The 18309-nt window shown below is 65.2% G+C and carries 13 protein-coding genes and 1 tRNA gene; all 14 read left to right on the top strand.

The window, feature by feature from the left end; translation table 11 throughout:
* Nucleotides 1-91: 91 nt before the first annotated feature.
* The 14 genes from EB835_RS00365 (at nucleotide 92) to rho (ending at nucleotide 18308) form a co-directional block, all read left to right on the top strand.
* Entirely contained in the window at nucleotides 92-1549 is a 1458-nt protein-coding gene (locus EB835_RS00365; protein ID WP_135807524.1) for a GMP reductase, read from the top strand.
* Nucleotides 1550-1680: 131 nt separating this feature from the next.
* Nucleotides 1681-3012, top strand: coding sequence for a hemolysin family protein (locus EB835_RS00360; protein ID WP_135807523.1), 1332 nt, complete (start codon nucleotides 1681-1683; stop codon nucleotides 3010-3012).
* Nucleotides 3009-4070 carry a hemolysin family protein gene (locus EB835_RS00355; protein WP_135807522.1) on the top strand — a complete coding sequence of 354 codons (1062 nt, stop codon included), beginning with the start codon at nucleotides 3009-3011 and terminating at the stop codon, nucleotides 4068-4070. The genes EB835_RS00360 and EB835_RS00355 overlap by 4 nt, the downstream gene beginning before the upstream one ends.
* A 330-nt stretch (nucleotides 4071-4400) precedes the next feature.
* Nucleotides 4401-5438: a M15 family metallopeptidase gene (locus tag EB835_RS00350; RefSeq protein ID WP_135807521.1), complete on the top strand. Its 1038-nt coding sequence runs from the start codon at nucleotides 4401-4403 to the stop codon at nucleotides 5436-5438.
* Nucleotides 5439-5551: 113 nt separating this feature from the next.
* Nucleotides 5552-5627 (top strand) — tRNA-Arg (locus tag EB835_RS00345).
* 122 nt (nucleotides 5628-5749) lie between these two features.
* Nucleotides 5750-6523, top strand: a complete 774-nt coding sequence (locus EB835_RS00340; RefSeq protein ID WP_240688439.1) for an ABC transporter ATP-binding protein — start codon at nucleotides 5750-5752, stop codon at nucleotides 6521-6523.
* Complete coding sequence (locus tag EB835_RS00335; protein ID WP_135807519.1) at nucleotides 6520-9069, top strand: ABC transporter permease; 2550 nt, start codon at nucleotides 6520-6522, stop codon at nucleotides 9067-9069. Before EB835_RS00340 ends, EB835_RS00335 begins: the two co-directional genes overlap by 4 nt.
* Before the next feature lie 49 nt (nucleotides 9070-9118).
* Nucleotides 9119-10294, top strand: a complete 1176-nt coding sequence (locus EB835_RS00330; protein ID WP_135807518.1) for an MFS transporter — start codon at nucleotides 9119-9121, stop codon at nucleotides 10292-10294.
* An 84-nt stretch (nucleotides 10295-10378) separates the two neighbouring features.
* Nucleotides 10379-11206, top strand: a complete 828-nt coding sequence (locus tag EB835_RS00325; RefSeq protein WP_168216581.1) for a DALR anticodon-binding domain-containing protein — start codon at nucleotides 10379-10381, stop codon at nucleotides 11204-11206.
* Entirely contained in the window at nucleotides 11206-12645 is a 1440-nt protein-coding gene (gene lysA, locus EB835_RS00320; RefSeq protein WP_135807516.1) for a diaminopimelate decarboxylase, read from the top strand. The genes EB835_RS00325 and lysA overlap by 1 nt, the downstream gene beginning before the upstream one ends.
* 35 nt (nucleotides 12646-12680) lie before the next feature.
* Nucleotides 12681-13988 (top strand): homoserine dehydrogenase, encoded by a 1308-nt coding sequence (locus EB835_RS00315; protein ID WP_135807515.1) that lies wholly within the window; start codon nucleotides 12681-12683, stop codon nucleotides 13986-13988.
* A gap of 2 nt (nucleotides 13989-13990) precedes the next feature.
* Nucleotides 13991-15076, top strand: a complete 1086-nt coding sequence (gene thrC / locus EB835_RS00310; protein ID WP_135807514.1) for a threonine synthase — start codon at nucleotides 13991-13993, stop codon at nucleotides 15074-15076.
* Between the two features lie 2 nt (nucleotides 15077-15078).
* Nucleotides 15079-15981: a homoserine kinase gene (thrB, locus tag EB835_RS00305; RefSeq protein ID WP_135807513.1), complete on the top strand. Its 903-nt coding sequence runs from the start codon at nucleotides 15079-15081 to the stop codon at nucleotides 15979-15981.
* A 224-nt stretch (nucleotides 15982-16205) separates the two neighbouring features.
* A complete protein-coding gene (rho, locus tag EB835_RS00300; protein WP_135807512.1) occupies nucleotides 16206-18308 on the top strand; it encodes a transcription termination factor Rho in 2103 nt (700 codons plus the stop codon).
* Nucleotide 18309: the final 1 nt, after the last annotated feature.

Below are 18309 nucleotides of genomic sequence, written 5' to 3'. Positions count from 1 at the left end.
CCTACTTCCTGATTCAAGACTTGCTGCTTAACGACATCTCCAAGCCTAACGTGATGTGCCATCGAATGTGCAGTTAAGGGACAATAGTGTTATGCGTTTCATCTCAAATGACCCGAACAACGATCTCACCTACTCAGATGTCTTCCTCGTCCCGAACTCTTCGGCGCTGACTTCGCGCTTCAGCGTCGACCTCACGACAACAGATCCGACCGGGTCGACGACCCCGCTCGTCGCCGCGAACATGACCGCCGTGTCCGGTCGCCGGATGGCGGAGACGATGGCCCGGCGCGGAGGGCTGGCAGTGCTGCCTCAGGACATCCCGCTGACCGCTGCGCAGGAGACGATCTCCTGGGTGAAGAGCCGTGACCGGATCTTCGAATCCGCTCTGCGCTTCGCCCCCGAGGACACCGTGCTCAATGCTCTGCACGTGCTCGCCAAGCGTCCGCACGGCTTCGGAGTCGTCGTCGACTCCGCGGGACGACTCGAGGGAATCATCAACGCCGCGGATCTGCGCGGCGTCGACCGCTTCACCTCGGTGGCGGAGCTGTCGGACTCCGCCCCCCATGTCATCCGCGCCTCGGAGGTCGACTGGGAGGACACCGCGCAGCTGGAGTCGCTCTTCGAGTCGATGACCGAATCGCGGGCGGAGTTCGCCGCCGTCGTCGACGATGACAACACCGTGCTCGGCAGCCTGACTCCGAAGTCGCTGCTGCGGTCCTCCATCTACACTCCCAATGTCGATGCTCAGGGACGGCTGAAGATCGCCGTGGCCATCGGCGTCAACGGTGCCGCGGTCGAACGCGCCACGGCTTTGGTCGAATCCGGTGCCGATGTCCTCGTCGTCGACACCGCTCATGGCCACCAGGTGAAGATGCTCGATACGCTGTCGGCGATCGCCGATGCCGAGCTCGGGGTGCCGATCGTGGCCGGAAACGTCGTCACTGCCGAAGGGGTCCGCGATCTCGTCGCAGCCGGAGCCCAAATCGTCAAGGTCGGGGTCGGTCCGGGAGCCATGTGCACGACCCGGATGATGACCGCAGTCGGTCGTCCGCAGTTCTCCGCAGTGCTCGAATGCGCCGAGGCGGCTCGCGAGCTGGGTGCCCATGTGTGGGCCGACGGCGGGGTCCGCTACCCCCGTGATGTCGCCCTGGCTCTCGCGGCCGGAGCCTCCCAGGTCATGGTCGGATCGTGGTTCGCCGGCACCCATGAGTCCCCCGGCGACCTGCTCATCGACGGCGAAGGCCGCAAATACAAGGAGAGCTTCGGAATGGCTTCGGCGCGGGCCGTGGCCAACCGCACCCGCACTGAGTCGGCCTTCGCACGGGCACGAAAGGGTCTGTTCGAAGAAGGCATCTCTTCGTCGACCATGTACATCGACCCGGAATCTCCTGGGGTCGAGGACCTGCTCGACGGCATCACTTCAGGCGTTCGCAGCTCCTGCACCTACGCGGGAGCCGGTGATCTCGCGGATTTCGCGCGCCTGGCCGCGGTCGGAGTCCAGAGTGCCGCCGGTTATGAAGAGGGCCGACCGCTGTCGGGAAGTTGGTAAGATCTCCTCATGCACAGTGACAGTCCCGGCCGGCGGGAAGCCGGCGCCCCAGATGATGATCCTCACCCCGCGAGGGTCTCACACTTCACTTGTTCTGCTCAGCAGATCAACAACGGCGGGGACAGTCACTGATGGAATGGATACTCCTCGCCCTCGCACTGCTGCTGATCCTCGGCACCGGCGTCTTCGTCGCAGCCGAGTTCTCACTGCTCACCCTCGACCGCCACACCGCCGATAAGGCGGTCGAGGAGGGCGTCGTCGGTGCGAAGACGCTGCGGGCCTCGATGACGCACCTGTCCACCCAGCTCTCGGCTGCTCAGGTGGGCATCACGATCACCACTCTGCTCACCGGTTACCTCATGGAACCGTCTTTGGGCAGACTGTTGGCGCCGCTGTTCGAAGCTTGGGGAGTCGGTCCCGGACTCGCAGCACCGATGGCGCTGACCATCGCACTCATCCTCTCCACCATAGGATCGATGATCTTCGGTGAACTCGTGCCGAAGAACCTTGCGATCGCCGTGCCCCTGGCGACCGGCCGTATCGCAGCGCCGATGCAGTATGTGTTCTCGATCGTCTTCAAACCTGTCATCGCCGCCCTCAACGGCACGGCGAACAAGATCCTCATGTCTATGGGCGTCGAGCCGCAGGAAGAGGGCTCGGTGGGTCGATCTCCCGAGGAGCTGACCTCCCTCGTACGCCACTCCGCAGAAGAAGGTGTGCTCGACGAACAGACGGCAGGTCTGCTGGAGAGGACCCTGAGCTTCTCCGAGCGCACCGCAGAAGACGTCATGACCCCGCGCACACGCATGTCCACGGTGGACAAGGACACCACAGCCCGACAGATCATCGAACAGGCCAGGGACACCGGGTTCTCCCGCTTCCCCGTGGCCGCCGAGGACAAAGACCACATCGTCGGCGTCGTCCACGTCAAACAGGCCTTCGCCGTGCCTCCCGGCAACCGCGAGGACGCCTACGCAGGAGGACTGATGACCGAGGTCCGCGAGATCCCGGAGACTCAGCGTCTCGATCCGCTGCTCTTGGAGCTGCGAGCCACCGGACTGCAGATGGCTGTGGTCGTCGATGAATTCGGCGGCACCGCCGGAGTCGTCACGCTCGAAGACGTCGTCGAAGAACTCGTGGGTGAGGTCGCCGACGAACACGATCGGATGCGCGTCGCGGCGAGACCGGCGCGCGACGGCTCCTGGATCGTGCCCGGTCAGCTGCGCCCCGATGAGATCTCGTCGACGATAGGCATGACCATTCCGGAAGACTCGGACTACGAGACTCTTGCCGGTTTCGTGCTCAAGGAACTCGGACGCATCCCCGAACCGGGCGACGAGATCCGCACCGAGGATGCCCTCATCGTGGTCGAGCGGATGCACGGCCGACGCATCGAACGCCTCCGGGTGGTGCTGCGCGCCGCCGATGCGGAAGCCTACGAAGCAGGAGGTGAGTCCCGATGAGCGCCGATTGGTTCGGACTGGTCTGGCTGGTCGTTCTGCTGTTGGGCAACTCATTCTTCGTCGCCGCCGAATTCGCGGTGGTCGCGGCCAAACGCTCACAGATCGAGCCGCGTGCGGCCGAAGGCTCTGCTGCGGCGAAGACAGCCCTCTACGCGATGGAGCACGTGTCACTGATGCTGGCGATCTGTCAGCTCGGCATCACTGTGTGCTCCCTGCTCCTGGGCAATGTGGCCGAACCGGCCATCCATCATCTGCTCGCCGGTCCGCTCGAGGGCCTGGGCATCCCCGCCGGACTGTCGTCGACGATCTCCTTCGTCCTGGCACTCGGCGTCGTGACCTATCTGCACGTGGTGATCGGTGAGATGGTGCCGAAGAACCTGGCTCTGGCGGCATCCGGCCAGGCCGTGATGCTGCTGGCGACACCGCTGGTGTTCCTGGCCCGAGTCTTCGGCTTCGTCATCCGACCGCTCAACGGATTGGCCAACGGAATCCTGCATCTGTTCAAGATCGAGGCGCGTGACGAAGTCAACGAGGCCTACACGATCGAGCAGGTCGAATCGATCGTCGCCGAATCGAAGCGCGAGGGACTGCTCAGCGATGACACCGGGCTGCTCAAGGGCGCGATCGAGTTCAGCGATAAGACCGCCGCTGACATCATGGTCCCGATGTCTGAGCTGATCACGATCTCGGACAAGGTGACTCCGAACGAGCTCGTGACCCTGGTCGGAAAGACCGGCTTCTCTCGCTACTTCGTCGTCGGTGACGACGGGTATCCGCAGGACTATCTCCACATCAAGGATGTGCTCTACGCGGATACCGATGAGGCCTTCGACGCTCCTGTGCAGAGCAAGCGCTTCCGCCCGCTGTTCACGGTCACCGCCGATGACGAGGTCGAAGAGGCTCTGGCACAGATGCAGAAGGTGGGAATCCACGTCGCCCGGGTCATCGATGCGCAGGCACAGGTGCTCGGACTGCTGTTCCTCGAAGACGTGCTCGAAGAGCTCGTCGGTGAGGTCCAGGATGCGATGCAGCGGGGACGATTCGACTTCCGCAGCTGAGCACTCTCCACTGGCTGGGCCGACCGGCTCACACGATCGCCGCGGCGATCGTGTCTGTGCAGACCGGGGGAGGACTCCGTTCGACGGGGAGAATCCCTTTCGTGACCGAAGGTGTAACGGATGGTAACGAAACAGTGATTCAGGACGCCTGAAGTAGATCAGATGTAGTGGTCCGTGATCAGTCATCTTCAGCGAATGACCTGGTCACACGCCGTGTATGAACTGAAGGTGACATCCTGTAACGATGTCGTTATAGTGTTGTGACATAAGCTTTCGGGCGCCCGGATCGGGGCCTCCACCGCACAATCTTCACCAACAGTATGGAGCACTATGTCGAGTGAGCTCTCGACCGTCGAGGCGCCGCCGGTTCGCCGACGTGATCTGCGCAAGCAGACCGCCTCTTCGCAGGTTTCGACGATCAACTCTTCGCAGCCCGTGACATCGCAGTCGCGGAGCAGCACACCCGCCCCCCTTTCGCCTCGTCGCGCGGCCATGGCCGCCGAAGCCCGCGCCGCAGCGGGCTCACCGCGGCGAGCTGCGATGGCCAAAGAGACTCCGCAGCCGATGACACCCGCCGGACGCACCTCGACGCTGGCCGCGGCCCAACTGGGCACCCGCGGATCGGACGGTTCGCTGCTGCGCTCGGTCCGCCGTCGGCAGGTCACGACCTTCTCCGCTCTGGCGACCGTCTCGGTCACCGGAACCGCCATCGCCGCTGTGATGGTCGCCGGAAATATGAGCGGCAACCAGGAAGTCAAGGTCGACGACACCGCCGCTCAGTCCGAGCCGCGCGCGATCAACGCCGAATCGGTCTCCGCGGACATCAAGGTCGACGATGACGACAAGACCTCGATGACCATCGGCGCCCCGAGCGCCAAACAGACCAAGGTCGACGCCGCGTCCCGTGCGATCACGAAGACCGTTCTGCCTGGCTGTGACGAAGCGGCGCCGAAGGGCGAAGCAAGCAACGGCGAACTGCCCGACGGTTGGCTGTGCGAGATCGGCGTGGGCAACCACAAACTGCGCTCCGACGCGGCAGTGTCGTTCGCGAAGATGAACGCCGCGTTCAAGAAGGACACCGGGAAGGATCTCGCGGTCACCGACTCCTACCGGTCGCTGGAATCGCAGGTCTCCGTCGCCTCTCGCAAACCCGGCTTCGCCGCCCGTCCCGGAACCTCGAACCACGGTTGGGGACTGGCGCTGGACCTCGGTGCGGGCACGCAGAACGGAACCGGTCAGCAGTACGAATGGCTCGTTGCCAACGCCGGCAAGTACGGGTGGGAGAACCCGGACTGGGCCAAGCGCAACTCCTATGAGCTCTGGCACTGGGAATATGTCCCCGGTCGCAAGGCCATGAAAGGCGCCTGATCAGCTCGGACACGGCTGGTCGCAGCCCTAAGACACCGCGTGCAGTCCTTCGAGGACTGCACGCGGTTTCGTTTTGGGAGGCGGTGCTCAACGGTGATAGAGTTGCATCCGTTGCCCGCGTAGCTCAGTGGATAGAGCGTCTGCCTCCGGAGCAGAAGGTCGTAGGTTCGAATCCTGTCGCGGGCACCACAACACCGCCCATCTCAACTGCTGAGGTGGGCGGTTCTGCATTCGCGGCCCGAGTGGTCGGCTCTGCAGACAGGACCTAAGGTAGTCGGAGACGAGACCCGAACGGTGATATGAGGCATGCGATGTCGAAACCTGCTGATGAGTCCGGCCAGTTGAGCGCGGAGGATGACGATATCGTCCTCCGGGCGCAGGGCCTGCGCAAGAGCTTCGGCCGCGGCGACACAGCAGTCGATGCACTCGACGACATCAGCGTCGACTTCGAATCGGGTCGCTTCACCGCCATCATGGGTCCCTCGGGCTCTGGAAAATCGACGTTCATGCATGTCCTCGCCGGCCTCGACCGCGTCGACTCGGGGTCGATCATCATGCGGGGCAAAGACATCACTCGTCTCAACGACCGGCAGCTGACTCAGCTGCGTCGTGACCGCGTCGGCTTCATCTTCCAAGCATTCAACCTCGTGCCGACGCTGAGTGCAGAGCAGAACATCGAGCTGCCGGTGTCGCTGGCCAGGAAGAAGATCGATCGTGAGTGGAAGGCCGAAGTCGTCGAACGACTCGAACTCGGCGACCGTCTCCAACATCGACCCCATGAGCTCTCCGGCGGTCAGCAGCAGAGAGTCGCCGTGGCCCGAGCGCTGTTGACCCGACCGGACGTCATCTTCGCCGATGAGCCCACGGGGAACCTCGACTCGCACGCCGGGGCGGAAGTCCTCTCGTTGCTCGGGAGGGCCACGACTCTGTACGGGCAGACGATCATCATGGTCACTCACGATCCCGTGGCGGCATCTCATGCCGGCCGGGTCGTCCTCCTCAAAGACGGGCGTGCCACGGGCGAAGTCCGGCAGCCCACCCGCGAGAGCGTGGTCACCGCGCTGAGCGAACTGAGCTCTCTGTGATCGCAGTCGCCCTCGCGCAGATCCGGATCCACTGGGCCCGGTTCCTCGCAATCGGCCTCGGCATCGCCCTGGCAGCGGGATTCGTCGCGACGACGCTGATCATCAACTCCTCACTGCAGGACAGTCTCGAACACGCGGTCGGCCGCTCGTTCGACAGAGCCGACCTGACGGTCATCCCGAACAGAGATGTCTTCGTCGGGGGAGAGGAGGCCTCCCCGCTGTTAGGGCCCCTGGCCGAGGTCGACGGTGTAGAGACCGCGTCGCTGTCGGCGCGTACCGTGACCACGGGGCGGGGCGCCGAGTTCTCCGAAAGCTCCTTCGCACTGTCGCCGGTGCCTGCTGATGAGCGTCTCGACACCTTCGACATGGTGTCGGGCCAGCGTCCGGAATCGACGACCGACCTCGTTCTCGACACCCGGACTGCAACCGACCTCGACGTCGGAATCGGTGATGAGGTCCGCTTCACCGTCGACTCGGTTCCGGTGGAGAGCGGGAACGATGACATGCCCGTCTATCGGGGGCCGAGCCAGAGCAGCGTCACCTTCTCCGTCGTCGGCATCGCCGAGATGGGCCAAGACCCGGCGCTGCCCGGCGCCACCCGGGCACTGACGACCGCCTCGGGGTATCAGGAGTACTTCGCCCAGCAGGGTGACGTCATCGCCATTCAGATCGCCCTCGAGAACGGAGCGGACCCGGAGGAGGTGCGTGCTCAGCTGCAGAAGGTCATCGACGGTTCGGAGCTGCACGGCAGCCTCTCAGCGCTGACCGTGGACGACGCCGTGACAGTGAAGACCGATCGCCTCTCCGGGGGCAACGCCGTCGTGACCGGACTCCTGCTCGTGTTCGCTGGGATCTCCGTCATCGTGGCCATCCTCGTCGTCTCCAACACCTTCTCCGTCATCGTCGCCGGACGCCGTCGCGAATTCGCACTGCTGCGCTGCCTCGGCGCCACCCGTGGGCAGATGTACGGTTCCGTCGTCGCCGAGGGCCTCTTCGTCGGACTCCTCGGGTCGATCTTCGGCGTCCTCGCCGGAGTCCTGGTCAGCCGCGCACTGATGGCCGCAGCCGTGCGCTACTGGCCGGACGAATTCCCCTATGACACGCTCACCGTTCCCGTCTCCGCCTTGGTCTGCGGTGTCGTCGTCGGTGCTCTGCTGACGATCGTGGCCACCATCCGTCCGGCCCGCAGTGCCATCGCGGTGACGCCTCTCGAAGCACTCCAGCCCTTCGACGTCTCCATCTCACCCAGGACCCGCGCCCGGCCCCGCCACCTCGTGGGCATGGGCTTCATCGGTGTGGGCATCGTTCTCATCATCGTCTCCGTCTACGCGGTGTCGACGACGCAGTACTGGATCCTCGGCGGTGCGCTGGGCGGTGGACTCGTGGTCACCGGACTGGTCATCAGTGCGGCGAAGATCATCCCGCCGGTCGTCGCGTGGACGGGGGAGGTGCTGTTCAGCCCCTGGGGTGTGCCCGGACAGCTGGCAACCCTGAACACTCTGCGCAATCCGCGCCGCACGGCGGCCACAGCGACGGCTCTGATCATCGGTGTGACGCTGGTGGCGACGATCCTCGTCGGTGGGATGTCGACGAAGGCGACGCTCAGCCACGGTCTCGACCAGCGCTATCCCGTCGACATCTCCGTGCCGCTGTCGGGGCTCGTCGACGACGATGAACTCGATGACGTGCGTGAGATCCCCGGCGTGTCCACCGCGGTCATCGCCCATCGCGCCGAGGCGGTCGAGGACTTCAAAGGCTCCCGACCCGAGGTCTACGTCCTCGACCCGGACAGTGCCGAGACCGTACTCGGGGACGCGGCCGCCGATATCGTGTCCGGCCGGATCACCGTTCCTGAGGACTACCCCACGCCGACCGTGCGGGTGAGAGGACTCAACGAGATGAGCGTTCCCGTGCACAGGGACGGACTCTCCAGCCTCGCCTTCTTCACCACCCCCGACGTCGGCAACGACCTCGGCATTTCGGCCACAACGACGGCCGTGCTCGTCCGCCTCGATGAGGACATCGACGTCGATGAGATCACGCGCATCCGACAGTCAGTGGCTGAGGAGCTCGACGTCTCCAGCGAAGAGGTCGGCGGCTCCGCAGTCGCTCGGGGCGCCTATTCCGAACTCATCGACGTCATGCTCGCCGCGGCCGTCGCCCTGCTCTTCGTCTCCGTGATCATCGCGCTCATCGGTGTCTCGAACACGGTCAGTCTCTCCGTCATCGAACGCAGGAGGGAGAACGCGCTCATGCGGGCGCTGGGGCTGAGCATCTCGCAGCTGCGGACCCTGCTGGCGCTCGAGGCGGTGCTCATCTCGTCGGTGGCCGCACTGTTCGGCCTCGTCCTCGGCGGAGCGCTGGGCATCGTCGGCACACGATTGGTCACCTATGACTATTCCACCGACCTCATCGTCGACTTCTCCGCCCCGTCGTTCCTCGGCATCCTCGGTGTAGCCGTCATCGCCGGCATCCTCTCCGCTCTGGCGCCGGCCAGGCGAGCGTCGCGACTCTCACCCGTCGAGGGACTCAAACTCGACTTCTGATCCGCCCCGGTCACCGGCCTGGAAGTCGGTGTCTGATAGGAAAGATCTCATGAACTCTGCGCGCACCCGTATTCTGATCGTCCTCGGAATCGTCGTCGCTGCGTTCAATCTGCGCCCCGGCGTCACCGGCCTCTCACCGCTGCTCGACGCCATGGGCGAAGAGATCCATCTGAGCGCGGTGTTCCTGGCGATCATCGGTATGCTGCCCCCGCTGCTCTACGGCCTCAGCGGCTTCCTCACCCCGCGACTCTACGCCCGCTTCTCCGGGCTCGGCCTGACCCTGGCCGCCATGGTGATGGTCACGATCGGTCTGGGCTTCCGCGCGGTCATCGATTCGCCGGCCCTGTTCCTCGCCCTCAGCGTTCTCGCTCTCTTGGGCATGGGCATCGGCAACGTCGTCCTCCCGCCCCTGGTGAAATCGTATTTCCCCGACAGAGTGGCGCTCATGTCGACCGTGCATGTCGGGCTGCTCCAGTTCGGCACGTTCATCCCGCCGCTGGTCGCGGTTCCCCTCGCCACCGGTGCGGGGTGGAGAGGTTCGCTGCTCGTGTGGGCCGGAATCGCGGGCCTGGGCGTGGTCGCCTGGATCGTCCTCCGCATCGTCAGGCCCGCCCCAACCGCCGAGGTGGCCGCCGCCGTGGTCGGCGGCAGCGAGCTCTCGCGCCTGTTGCGCAGCAGACGGGCGTGGGCGCTGATGACGATGACGGGACTGACCTCGTTCAACAACTTCATCCTCTTCACCTGGCTGCCGAGCCTGCTGACGCGCTCCGGTTTCGATGCGGCCTTCGCCGGAGCGATGCTGGCCCTGGTCACCGCCATCCCGCTCGTCCTCGGTTTCGTCCTGCCCGCTCTGGCACAGAGGATGACCTCGGCCTATCTCATCGTCGTCGGCTTCTGTCTCAGCCTGGCCGTCGGTTACCTGGGTCTGTGGCTGCTGCCGACTGCGGCACCGGTTCTGTGGACTGTTCTGCTGGGCATCGGCATCTCCACGTTCCCACTCGCTCTGACGCTGATCACTCTGCGCGCACGAGACGCCGAAGCGGCGGCTTCACTGTCCGGTTTCGTCCAGGGCGGCGGGTACCTCCTGGCGGCCACGGGACCGCTGCTCTTCGCCTTCCTCATCCAGAGCTTCGACAGCATGTGGCCGGCATTCGCCGTGGTGCTCGCCTCGGTGGTCGTCAAGTTCCTCGTCAGCCACGCCGCCTGCCGCCCCGGCGCGATCTGAGCCCGATCAGGCATCCGTCTCGTCATGAGAGCGAAGACGACACCGGATTCGTCCTCGCCGTCCGGCCCCGAGTACTCTGTTCGAGTGACTCCGGAAGACCTGCAGACTGCACTCGCGCGCGCCTTGGCGACGGCCGAAGCAGGTCTTGTGGCACCGGGATTCGCCGCGCACATCGACGCTTCGGCTCCGTCTCGATCCGAGTTCGGTGACTGGTCGACGCCCGTGGCGCTGCGCGCCGCCGCTGCTCCCGAGCGGCGAACCGAGCTCGCCGCACATCTGTGCACCGAGCTGCGCACCTTCCCCGAGGTGGCCGATGCCGTCATCGCCGGCCCCGGCTTCGTCAACGTGACCCTCACCCCTGCCGCCCGTGCGCGCGTGGCCTTCGATCTCGTCGCGGCAGTCGCCGCTGGAGGAGCGAGCTCGGGCCGGAGCCCGTTCGGGGCACTGCTGGCCGCTCCGGGCACGGAAGAGGCGCATGCCTTTGACCGGCCCTGCCTGCACGAGGAAGGCGACGCTCATGTCGATCCGGCCGCAGTGCATGTCCTCCAGCGCGGTCATGCCGCGGCCTGTCGCGAACAGCGGCGAGCACACCGAGCAGGGATCTCGACAGACGACGCCGAAGCCTCGAGACTCGAACACCCGGTCGAGGCCCGGATGCTCATCAGCGTGGCAGCTGTGCCGTCATCACTGGAGCTAGCGGGCCGCCTCGGCGAAATCGGTCCCTTCCTCACTGCTCTCCTCGAACTCGGCGAGGCAGTCGAGGAGTTCCTTGACCGCTGTGTGGTCACCCCGACGGTCGATGAGGACATCACCGTCACACATTCATCCCGGCTCCTCGCGCTGAGAGCCGTCACCATCGTCCTCGCCGCAGGACTGAGACAATTGGGCGCTTCGGCCCCGGAGAGGATCTGATGCCCGCACATATCGCAGGGACACTGCACGCGACCCCGGCCCCGGTGTGGCTGCCGTATCCCGATGACGTCAATGCGCTGCTGCCGAGTCTGTGGTCGGACAATGTCACGAAGACCGAGGACGGAGTGCTCACGATCGCCGGTCATTCCGTGATCGACCTGGCAGAGCAGTACGGCACACCGACACTCGTCATGGACGTCGAGGACTTCCGCACTCGGGCAGAGACCTACCTGAGCACGTTCTCCAACGCATTCTCCGTCGAGAAAGGTCTCGCCGGAGCCGACGTCTTCTACGCCGGAAAGGCCTTCCTGTGCACAGCCGTGGGCCGCTGGGTCCACGACGCCGGACTCGGCCTCGACACCTGCTCCTTGGGCGAGATGATGATCGCGCGCACGGCCGGAGTCCCCGGCGATCGAGTCGGGCTGCACGGAAACAACAAATCCACAGCAGAGCTCGAATACGCTCTCGACTACGGCGTGGCGCGGATCTTCGTCGACAGCCTCGATGAGATCGCACGTCTGGAATCCATCGCCGCGGCCAGAGGCGCGGTCGCACCAGTCATGCTGCGCGTGACGGTCGGAGTCGAAGCACACACCCACGACTTCATTGCCACTGCACACGAAGACCAGAAATTCGGGCTCTCCCTCGCTGACGGAACCGCTGCCCGGGCCGCCCGTCTGGCCGCCGAGTCCGAGCATCTGCGCCTCGACGGTCTCCATTCGCACATCGGTTCGCAGATCTTCGACATCTCCGGCTTCCAAGTCGCCGCCGCCCGTGTGCTGGCCTTCCGAGCCGAAGTCATGGGCGAACACGGCATCGACCTGCCCGATGTCGACCTCGGCGGCGGCTTCGGCATCCGCTACACCTCGCAGGACACCCCGATTCCGGTTGCGGAGATGGCTGAAGAACTCGCAGCGGTCGTGGCCAAGGAATGCCGGGGACTGGGCACGAGCGTCCCCCGGATCTCCATCGAACCCGGACGTGCCATCGTCTCCCCGGCGGTGTTCACGCTCTACGAGGTCGGCACCGTCAAACAGGTGAGCACCGACAGCGGCACTCGCACCTATGTCGCCGTCGACGGCGGAATGAGCGACAACATCCGCACCGCGCTCTACGATGCCGACTACTCGTGCACCCTGGCGAACCGGAACTCGAGCGCAGAACCGGCGATCGTGCGGATCGTGGGCAAACACTGCGAATCCGGAGACATCATCGTCCGCGACGAATACATGGGTGCCGACGTCACCGCCGGCGACCTCGTCGCCGTTCCGACCACGGGTGCATACTGCCGGTCGCTGGCGAACAACTACAACCACCTGCCCCGGCCGGGAGTGCTCGCCGTCGATGCCGATAGAGTTGAGTGGATCGTCCTGCCCGAGGACCATACACAGATGTTCGCCACCGACCCGGGAATGGCCCGGGGAGGACAGACAAGCTGATGAGCGTGAGAGACAAGAGCGGAAAAGGTGAGGAAATGCAGGCACTGAAGGTTGCCATGCTCGGATGCGGAGTCGTCGGCACGGAGGTCGCCGCCCGGATCCAGAACCGTGCAGAGGGCCTGGCCGAACGCATCGGTGCGCCATTGGAGCTGAGCGCCATCGTCGTCCGTGACGCGTCGAAGGCCCGCCCGGGAATCGATGAGAAGCTGCTCACGACCGACGCCGAGGCGGCCATCGCCGGAGCCGATATCGTCGTCGAGATGATGGGCGGGATCGAACCGGCCCGTTCGCTCATCACTGGGGCGCTGCGCCAGGGATCATCGGTCGTGACCGCGAACAAGGCGCTGTTGGCCGCCAGCTACGGCGAGCTCATGTCCGCAGCCGACTCCGCCGGTGTCCGTCTCGAACACGAAGCCGCGGTCGCCGGCGCGATTCCGATCATCCGACCCGTCGGAGACTCTCTGGCCGGTGACCGGATCGAACGCATCATCGGCATCGTCAACGGAACGACGAACTTCATCCTCGACCAGATGGACTCCGAAGGCTGGGACTTCGATGAGGCACTGACCGCAGCCCAGGAGCTCGGCTATGCCGAAGCCGATCCGACCGCCGACATCGGCGGACACGATGCGGCTGCGAAGGCCGCGATCCTGTCCTCGCTGGCATTCCACGCCCCCGTATCGATCGACGACGTCCACGTCGAAGGCATCGAAGGCATCACCGCCGAAATGGTGGAGACCGCCCGGGATCAGGGATTCGTCATCAAACTCCTGGCCGTGTGCGAACGCGTCGCCTCGTCGCCGACCGGTGCCGGACTCTCCGCTCGCGTGTATCCGGCGCTGCTCGACCGCAACCACGCGCTGGCGTCCGTCCGCGGTGCCTTCAACGCCGTCTTCATCGAAGCCGAAGCGGCCGGTGAGCTGATGTTCTACGGTCAGGGCGCAGGGGGAGCACCGACCGCTTCCGCAGTCCTCGGCGACCTCGTATCCGTGGCCCGCCGCAAGGTCCTGGGCGGACGCGGACAGTACGAACGTCCCTTCCACGAGGACTACCCGATCCTGCCCATCTCCTCGATCACGACTCGGTACCACATCACGCTCGACGTGGTGGACCGTGCCGGTGTGCTCGCCGCGGTCTCCGAGGTCTTCGCCGACGAGGGTGCCTCCATCGAACTCATGCGTCAGACGATCGGCGATATCGACGAGCAGGGCGTCCAGCATGCCAAACTCGTGCTCGCCACTCACTCGAACACCGACTCGACACTGCAGAAGACGGTCGATCGACTCATCGATCTCTCAGTCGTCCACACCGTCAAATCCGTGATCCGCGTAGAAGGACAGTGACAATGAACTATCCCAGACACCAGTGGCAGGGCGTCGTCGAGGAATACCGCACCCTCCTCGACATCTCCGCTGACACTCCTGCTGTCACCCTCGGCGAAGGCGGGACCCCTCTGATCAAGGCGGAGAAGCTCAGCGCGCGCACCGGTGCACAGGTGTGGGTGAAGTACGAGGGACTCAACCCGACCGCGTCCTTCAAGGACCGGGGCATGACGATGGCGATCACGAAGGCCGTGGCCCATGGCGCCAAAGCCGTCATCTGCGCCTCGACCGGCAACACTTCGGCCTCTGCCGCCGCCTATGCCACCAAGGCCGGACTGACCTGCGCTGTGCTCGTGCCCAGCGGAAAGATCGCACCGGGAAAGATGAGCCAGGCCATCGCCCACGGGGCGACCCTGCTCGAGGTCGACGGAAACTTCGACGACTGCCTGACGCTGTGCCGCAAACTCTCCGAGTCCTATCCTGTGCACCTGGTCAACTCAGTGAACCCTGATCGCATCGAAGGTCAGAAGACCGCAGCCTTCGAGGTCGTCGACGTCCTCGGCGATGCCCCCGACATCCATGTTCTGCCCGTCGGCAACGCCGGCAACATCACGGCGTACTGGAAGGGCTACAGCGAATACCGCGCACACGGAATCTCCCGGCAGCTGCCGCAGATGTGGGGCTTCCAGGCCGCCGGCGCCGCACCCATCGTGCTCGGCCACCCGGTCGACGAACCGGACACGATCGCGACCGCGATCCGCATCGGCAACCCGGCCAGCTGGTCGCAGGCCGAAACAGCGCGTGACGATTCCGGGGGAGTCATCGACTCGGTCACCGACGACGAGATCCTCGCCGCTCACAAGATCCTGTCCAGCGAAGAGGGAATATTCGTCGAACCCGGGTCGGCCGCCTCGGTGGCGGGACTGCTGAAGATGGCCGACGCGGGCAGAGTCCCCGCCGATGCGACGATCGCGGTCACCGTGACCGGTCACGGACTCAAGGACCCCAGCTGGGCCCTGCACACCGCCGACGGATCCGATATCGAGCCCACGCGGGTCTCCGTCGATGCCGTCAGTGCCGCTCGCGCGCTGGGACTCGAGGACAGCTGAGGGTGCGTGTCAGACTCGAGGTCCCGGCCACCTCGGCGAATCTGGGACCCGGCTACGACTCGTACGGGCTGGCCCTCGACATCGTCGACACCCTCACTCTCACCGTCCACGACGACGCGGTCGATCCGCACCGCTGCGTTGCAGTGACGGGGGAGGGCGCCGGGGTGCTGCCGCGAGACCGCACCCACCTGATCATGCGGATCATCGGTGAGGTGCTGGACTCAGAGTTTCCCTCTCTCGCTGCCGATCTGGGTCCGCGTCTGTCGCTGGACTGCGTCAATCGGATTCCCCATTCCCGGGGAATGGGCTCATCGGCGGCCGCAGTCGTGGCTGGGATCGGCCTCGCCTCCGAACTCGGTGCCTGGGCGACCGGGGCACCGCTGAGCCGCGATCGGATACTGGACATCGCCACGGCTGTCGAGGGCCACCCGGACAATGCCGCGCCCGCGATCTTCGGGGGCCTCACCGTCTCGCTGTCCGCGCCTGTGAAGTCCTGGCAGGTGCCCGTGCGCACACTCGACACGGTCACGGTGCTCGTCCCCTCCTTCCGCCTCGACACCGAGGTCGCCCGGGGACTCATCCCCGCAGACATCGAGCATGCGATCGCCGCGGACAACTCGGCGCGGGCCGGCCTGCTCGTCCACGGACTGAGCAACGATGCGCAGGTGCTGTTCGAAGCCACTCGGGATCAGCTCCACCAGGAATTCCGTCGCAGCGCCTATCCGGAGTCGATGGCACTCGTCGATTCGCTGCGGGCCGAGGGATATGCGGCCGTCATCTCCGGAGCCGGACCGACGGTGCTCGTCCTCGCCGAGGCGGTGCCCGAGGCCCTCGTGCCGGCAGACTTCGTCACTCTGCGCACTGCGATTGACCTCGGCGGTTATCGGGTGAACCGAGAAATTTGAGGAAACGATTCGCAAGATCGTCTCCGAGCAAGTAGACTGTGGGTGTTCCGACAGGGCACGGCTTCCCGCTGTTCTTCACAGGTCCGTCGCCGATGTCATACATTCTGGAACATCTCCTGCTCATTCTTTAGCAGGTTTTCTTTCACAACGCACCGTCAATGGTGTTTCCGTCGCCGTGAGCAAACGGCACATGCCGCACGGCCGAAAGAGGGAGAAGGACCTTCGTGTCTGAAACCACCACTCAGGATTCCACCCCGCGCTCCGGCAGCCTCACAGCGCTGCGGCTGCCTCAGCTCCAAGAAATGGCCGCCGGGCTGGGAATCAAGGGTTACCGTCGCCTTCGCAAGAGCGAACTGATCGACGCCATCAACAGCCATTCGGGCGGATCCGCTGAGGCGAAGTCCGCCCCCGCCGAGAAGAAGTCTGCCGCCGAACCGGCGGCCAAGGCCGAGAAGTCGGCAGAGAAGCAGGACGAGAAGAAGCAGGAGGCGACGAACCGCCGCTCTTCGCGTCGTTCGGCCGCATCTGCGTCCGAGGACGCTCCGGCCCTCATCACCGAACCGGTCTCCGACAGCTCGTCGGCGTCTGAGTCCGGGGGAGACCAGTCCGGGGGAGCACCCGCCGCGGAAGCGAACGACGACCAGGACCGTCAGCGCTCCCGTCGCAGCCGTTCGCGTTCTCGTGGTTCCGAGTCTCAGGGTTCCGAAGCCCAGGACTCAGAGCTCCAGACCTCCGGTTCCCAGGCCCCTGGTTCCCAGGCCGAGGGCCGCGACAGCAGCGGCGAGGAATCTTCCGACCGCGGCGCCGACCGGGACCACTCCGGTGGCCAGGACCGCTCCGACCGCGAGCAGCGCGGAGGACGCGACAATGACCGTCGCAGCAAGAACAACGATCGTTCCGACGACAGTCGCAATGACCGCAGCGGCAATGACCGGGGCGGCCGGGGCAACAGCGACAGGGACGGCGGCAACGACCGCGGACACCGCAACGACCGCGGCGGCAACAACGACCGCGGCGGCAACAATGACCGCGGAAACCACAACGACCGCAACGATCGTCGCAACCGCAACAACGACGATGACGATCGCGGCAACAACCGTCGCGGACGGGGCCGGGATCGGAAGCGTCGCGGTCGCGGCAACGACGAGCCGGATATCCGCAACGATGATGTGCTCATTCCCGTCGGCGGTATCCTCGACGTCCACGACAACTACGCCTTCCTCCGCACCTCCGGCTACCTGCCGGGACCGAACGACGTCTATCTCTCGGCATCCATGGTGCGCAAGAACGGACTGCGCAAGGGCGATGCCGTCGCCGGTGCGATCCGCCAGCCGCGTGAGAACGAGCAGCGGGGCAACAAGCGCGAGAAGTTCGATGCCCTCGTCCGTCTCGACTCCGTCAACGGTCTCACCGTCGACGATGCGCGCAGCCGCGTCGAGTTCTCGAAGCTGACCCCGCTCTACCCGCAGGATCGACTGCGACTCGAGACCACCTCGAAGCTGCATTCGACTCGCCTCATCGATCTCATCACCCCGATCGGCAAGGGCCAGCGCGGACTCATCGTCGCACCCCCGAAGGCGGGCAAGACGACGATCATGCAGCAGATCGCCAATGCGATCACCGAGAACAACCCCGAAGCTCACCTCATGGTCGTCCTCGTCGACGAACGTCCCGAGGAAGTCACCGACATGCAGCGGGCGGTCAAGGGCGAAGTCATCGCCTCGACCTTCGACCGTCCGGCCGATGACCACACCACGATCGCCGAACTCGCCATCGAACGCGCCAAGCGTCTCGTTGAGATGGGCTCCGATGTGGTCGTGCTGCTGGACAACATCACTCGTCTGGGACGTGCCTACAACATCGCCCAGCCGGCATCCGGACGCATCCTCTCCGGTGGTGTCGACGCGAATGCGCTCTACCCGCCGAAGAAGTTCTTCGGTGCCGCCCGCAATATCGAAGGCGGCGGCTCGCTGACCATCTTGGCGACGGCTCTCGTGGAGACCGGCTCGAAGATGGACGAAGTCATCTTCGAAGAGTTCAAGGGCACCGGCAATATGGAGCTGCGTCTGAGCCGTCAGCTCGCCGACAAGCGCATCTTCCCGGCCATCGACGTCAACGCCTCGAGCACCCGCCGCGAAGAGATGCTCATGACCGGCGAGGAGACCAAGGTCATGTGGCAGCTGCGTCGTCTGCTCTCGGGCCTCGAACAGCAGCAGGCAGTCGAACTGCTCATGTCGAAGCTCAAGGAGACCGGCTCGAACGTCGAGTTCCTCATGCAGGTACAGAAGACCACTCCGCTGCCGAAGTCGTCGACCGACAACAGCTGAG

This window comes from Brevibacterium sp. S22 (assembly GCF_004745485.1).
Lineage (GTDB): Bacteria > Actinomycetota > Actinomycetes > Actinomycetales > Brevibacteriaceae > Brevibacterium.
The sequence above is the reverse complement of the archived record's forward strand: the minus strand, read 5'-3'. Positions and strand labels throughout refer to the sequence as shown.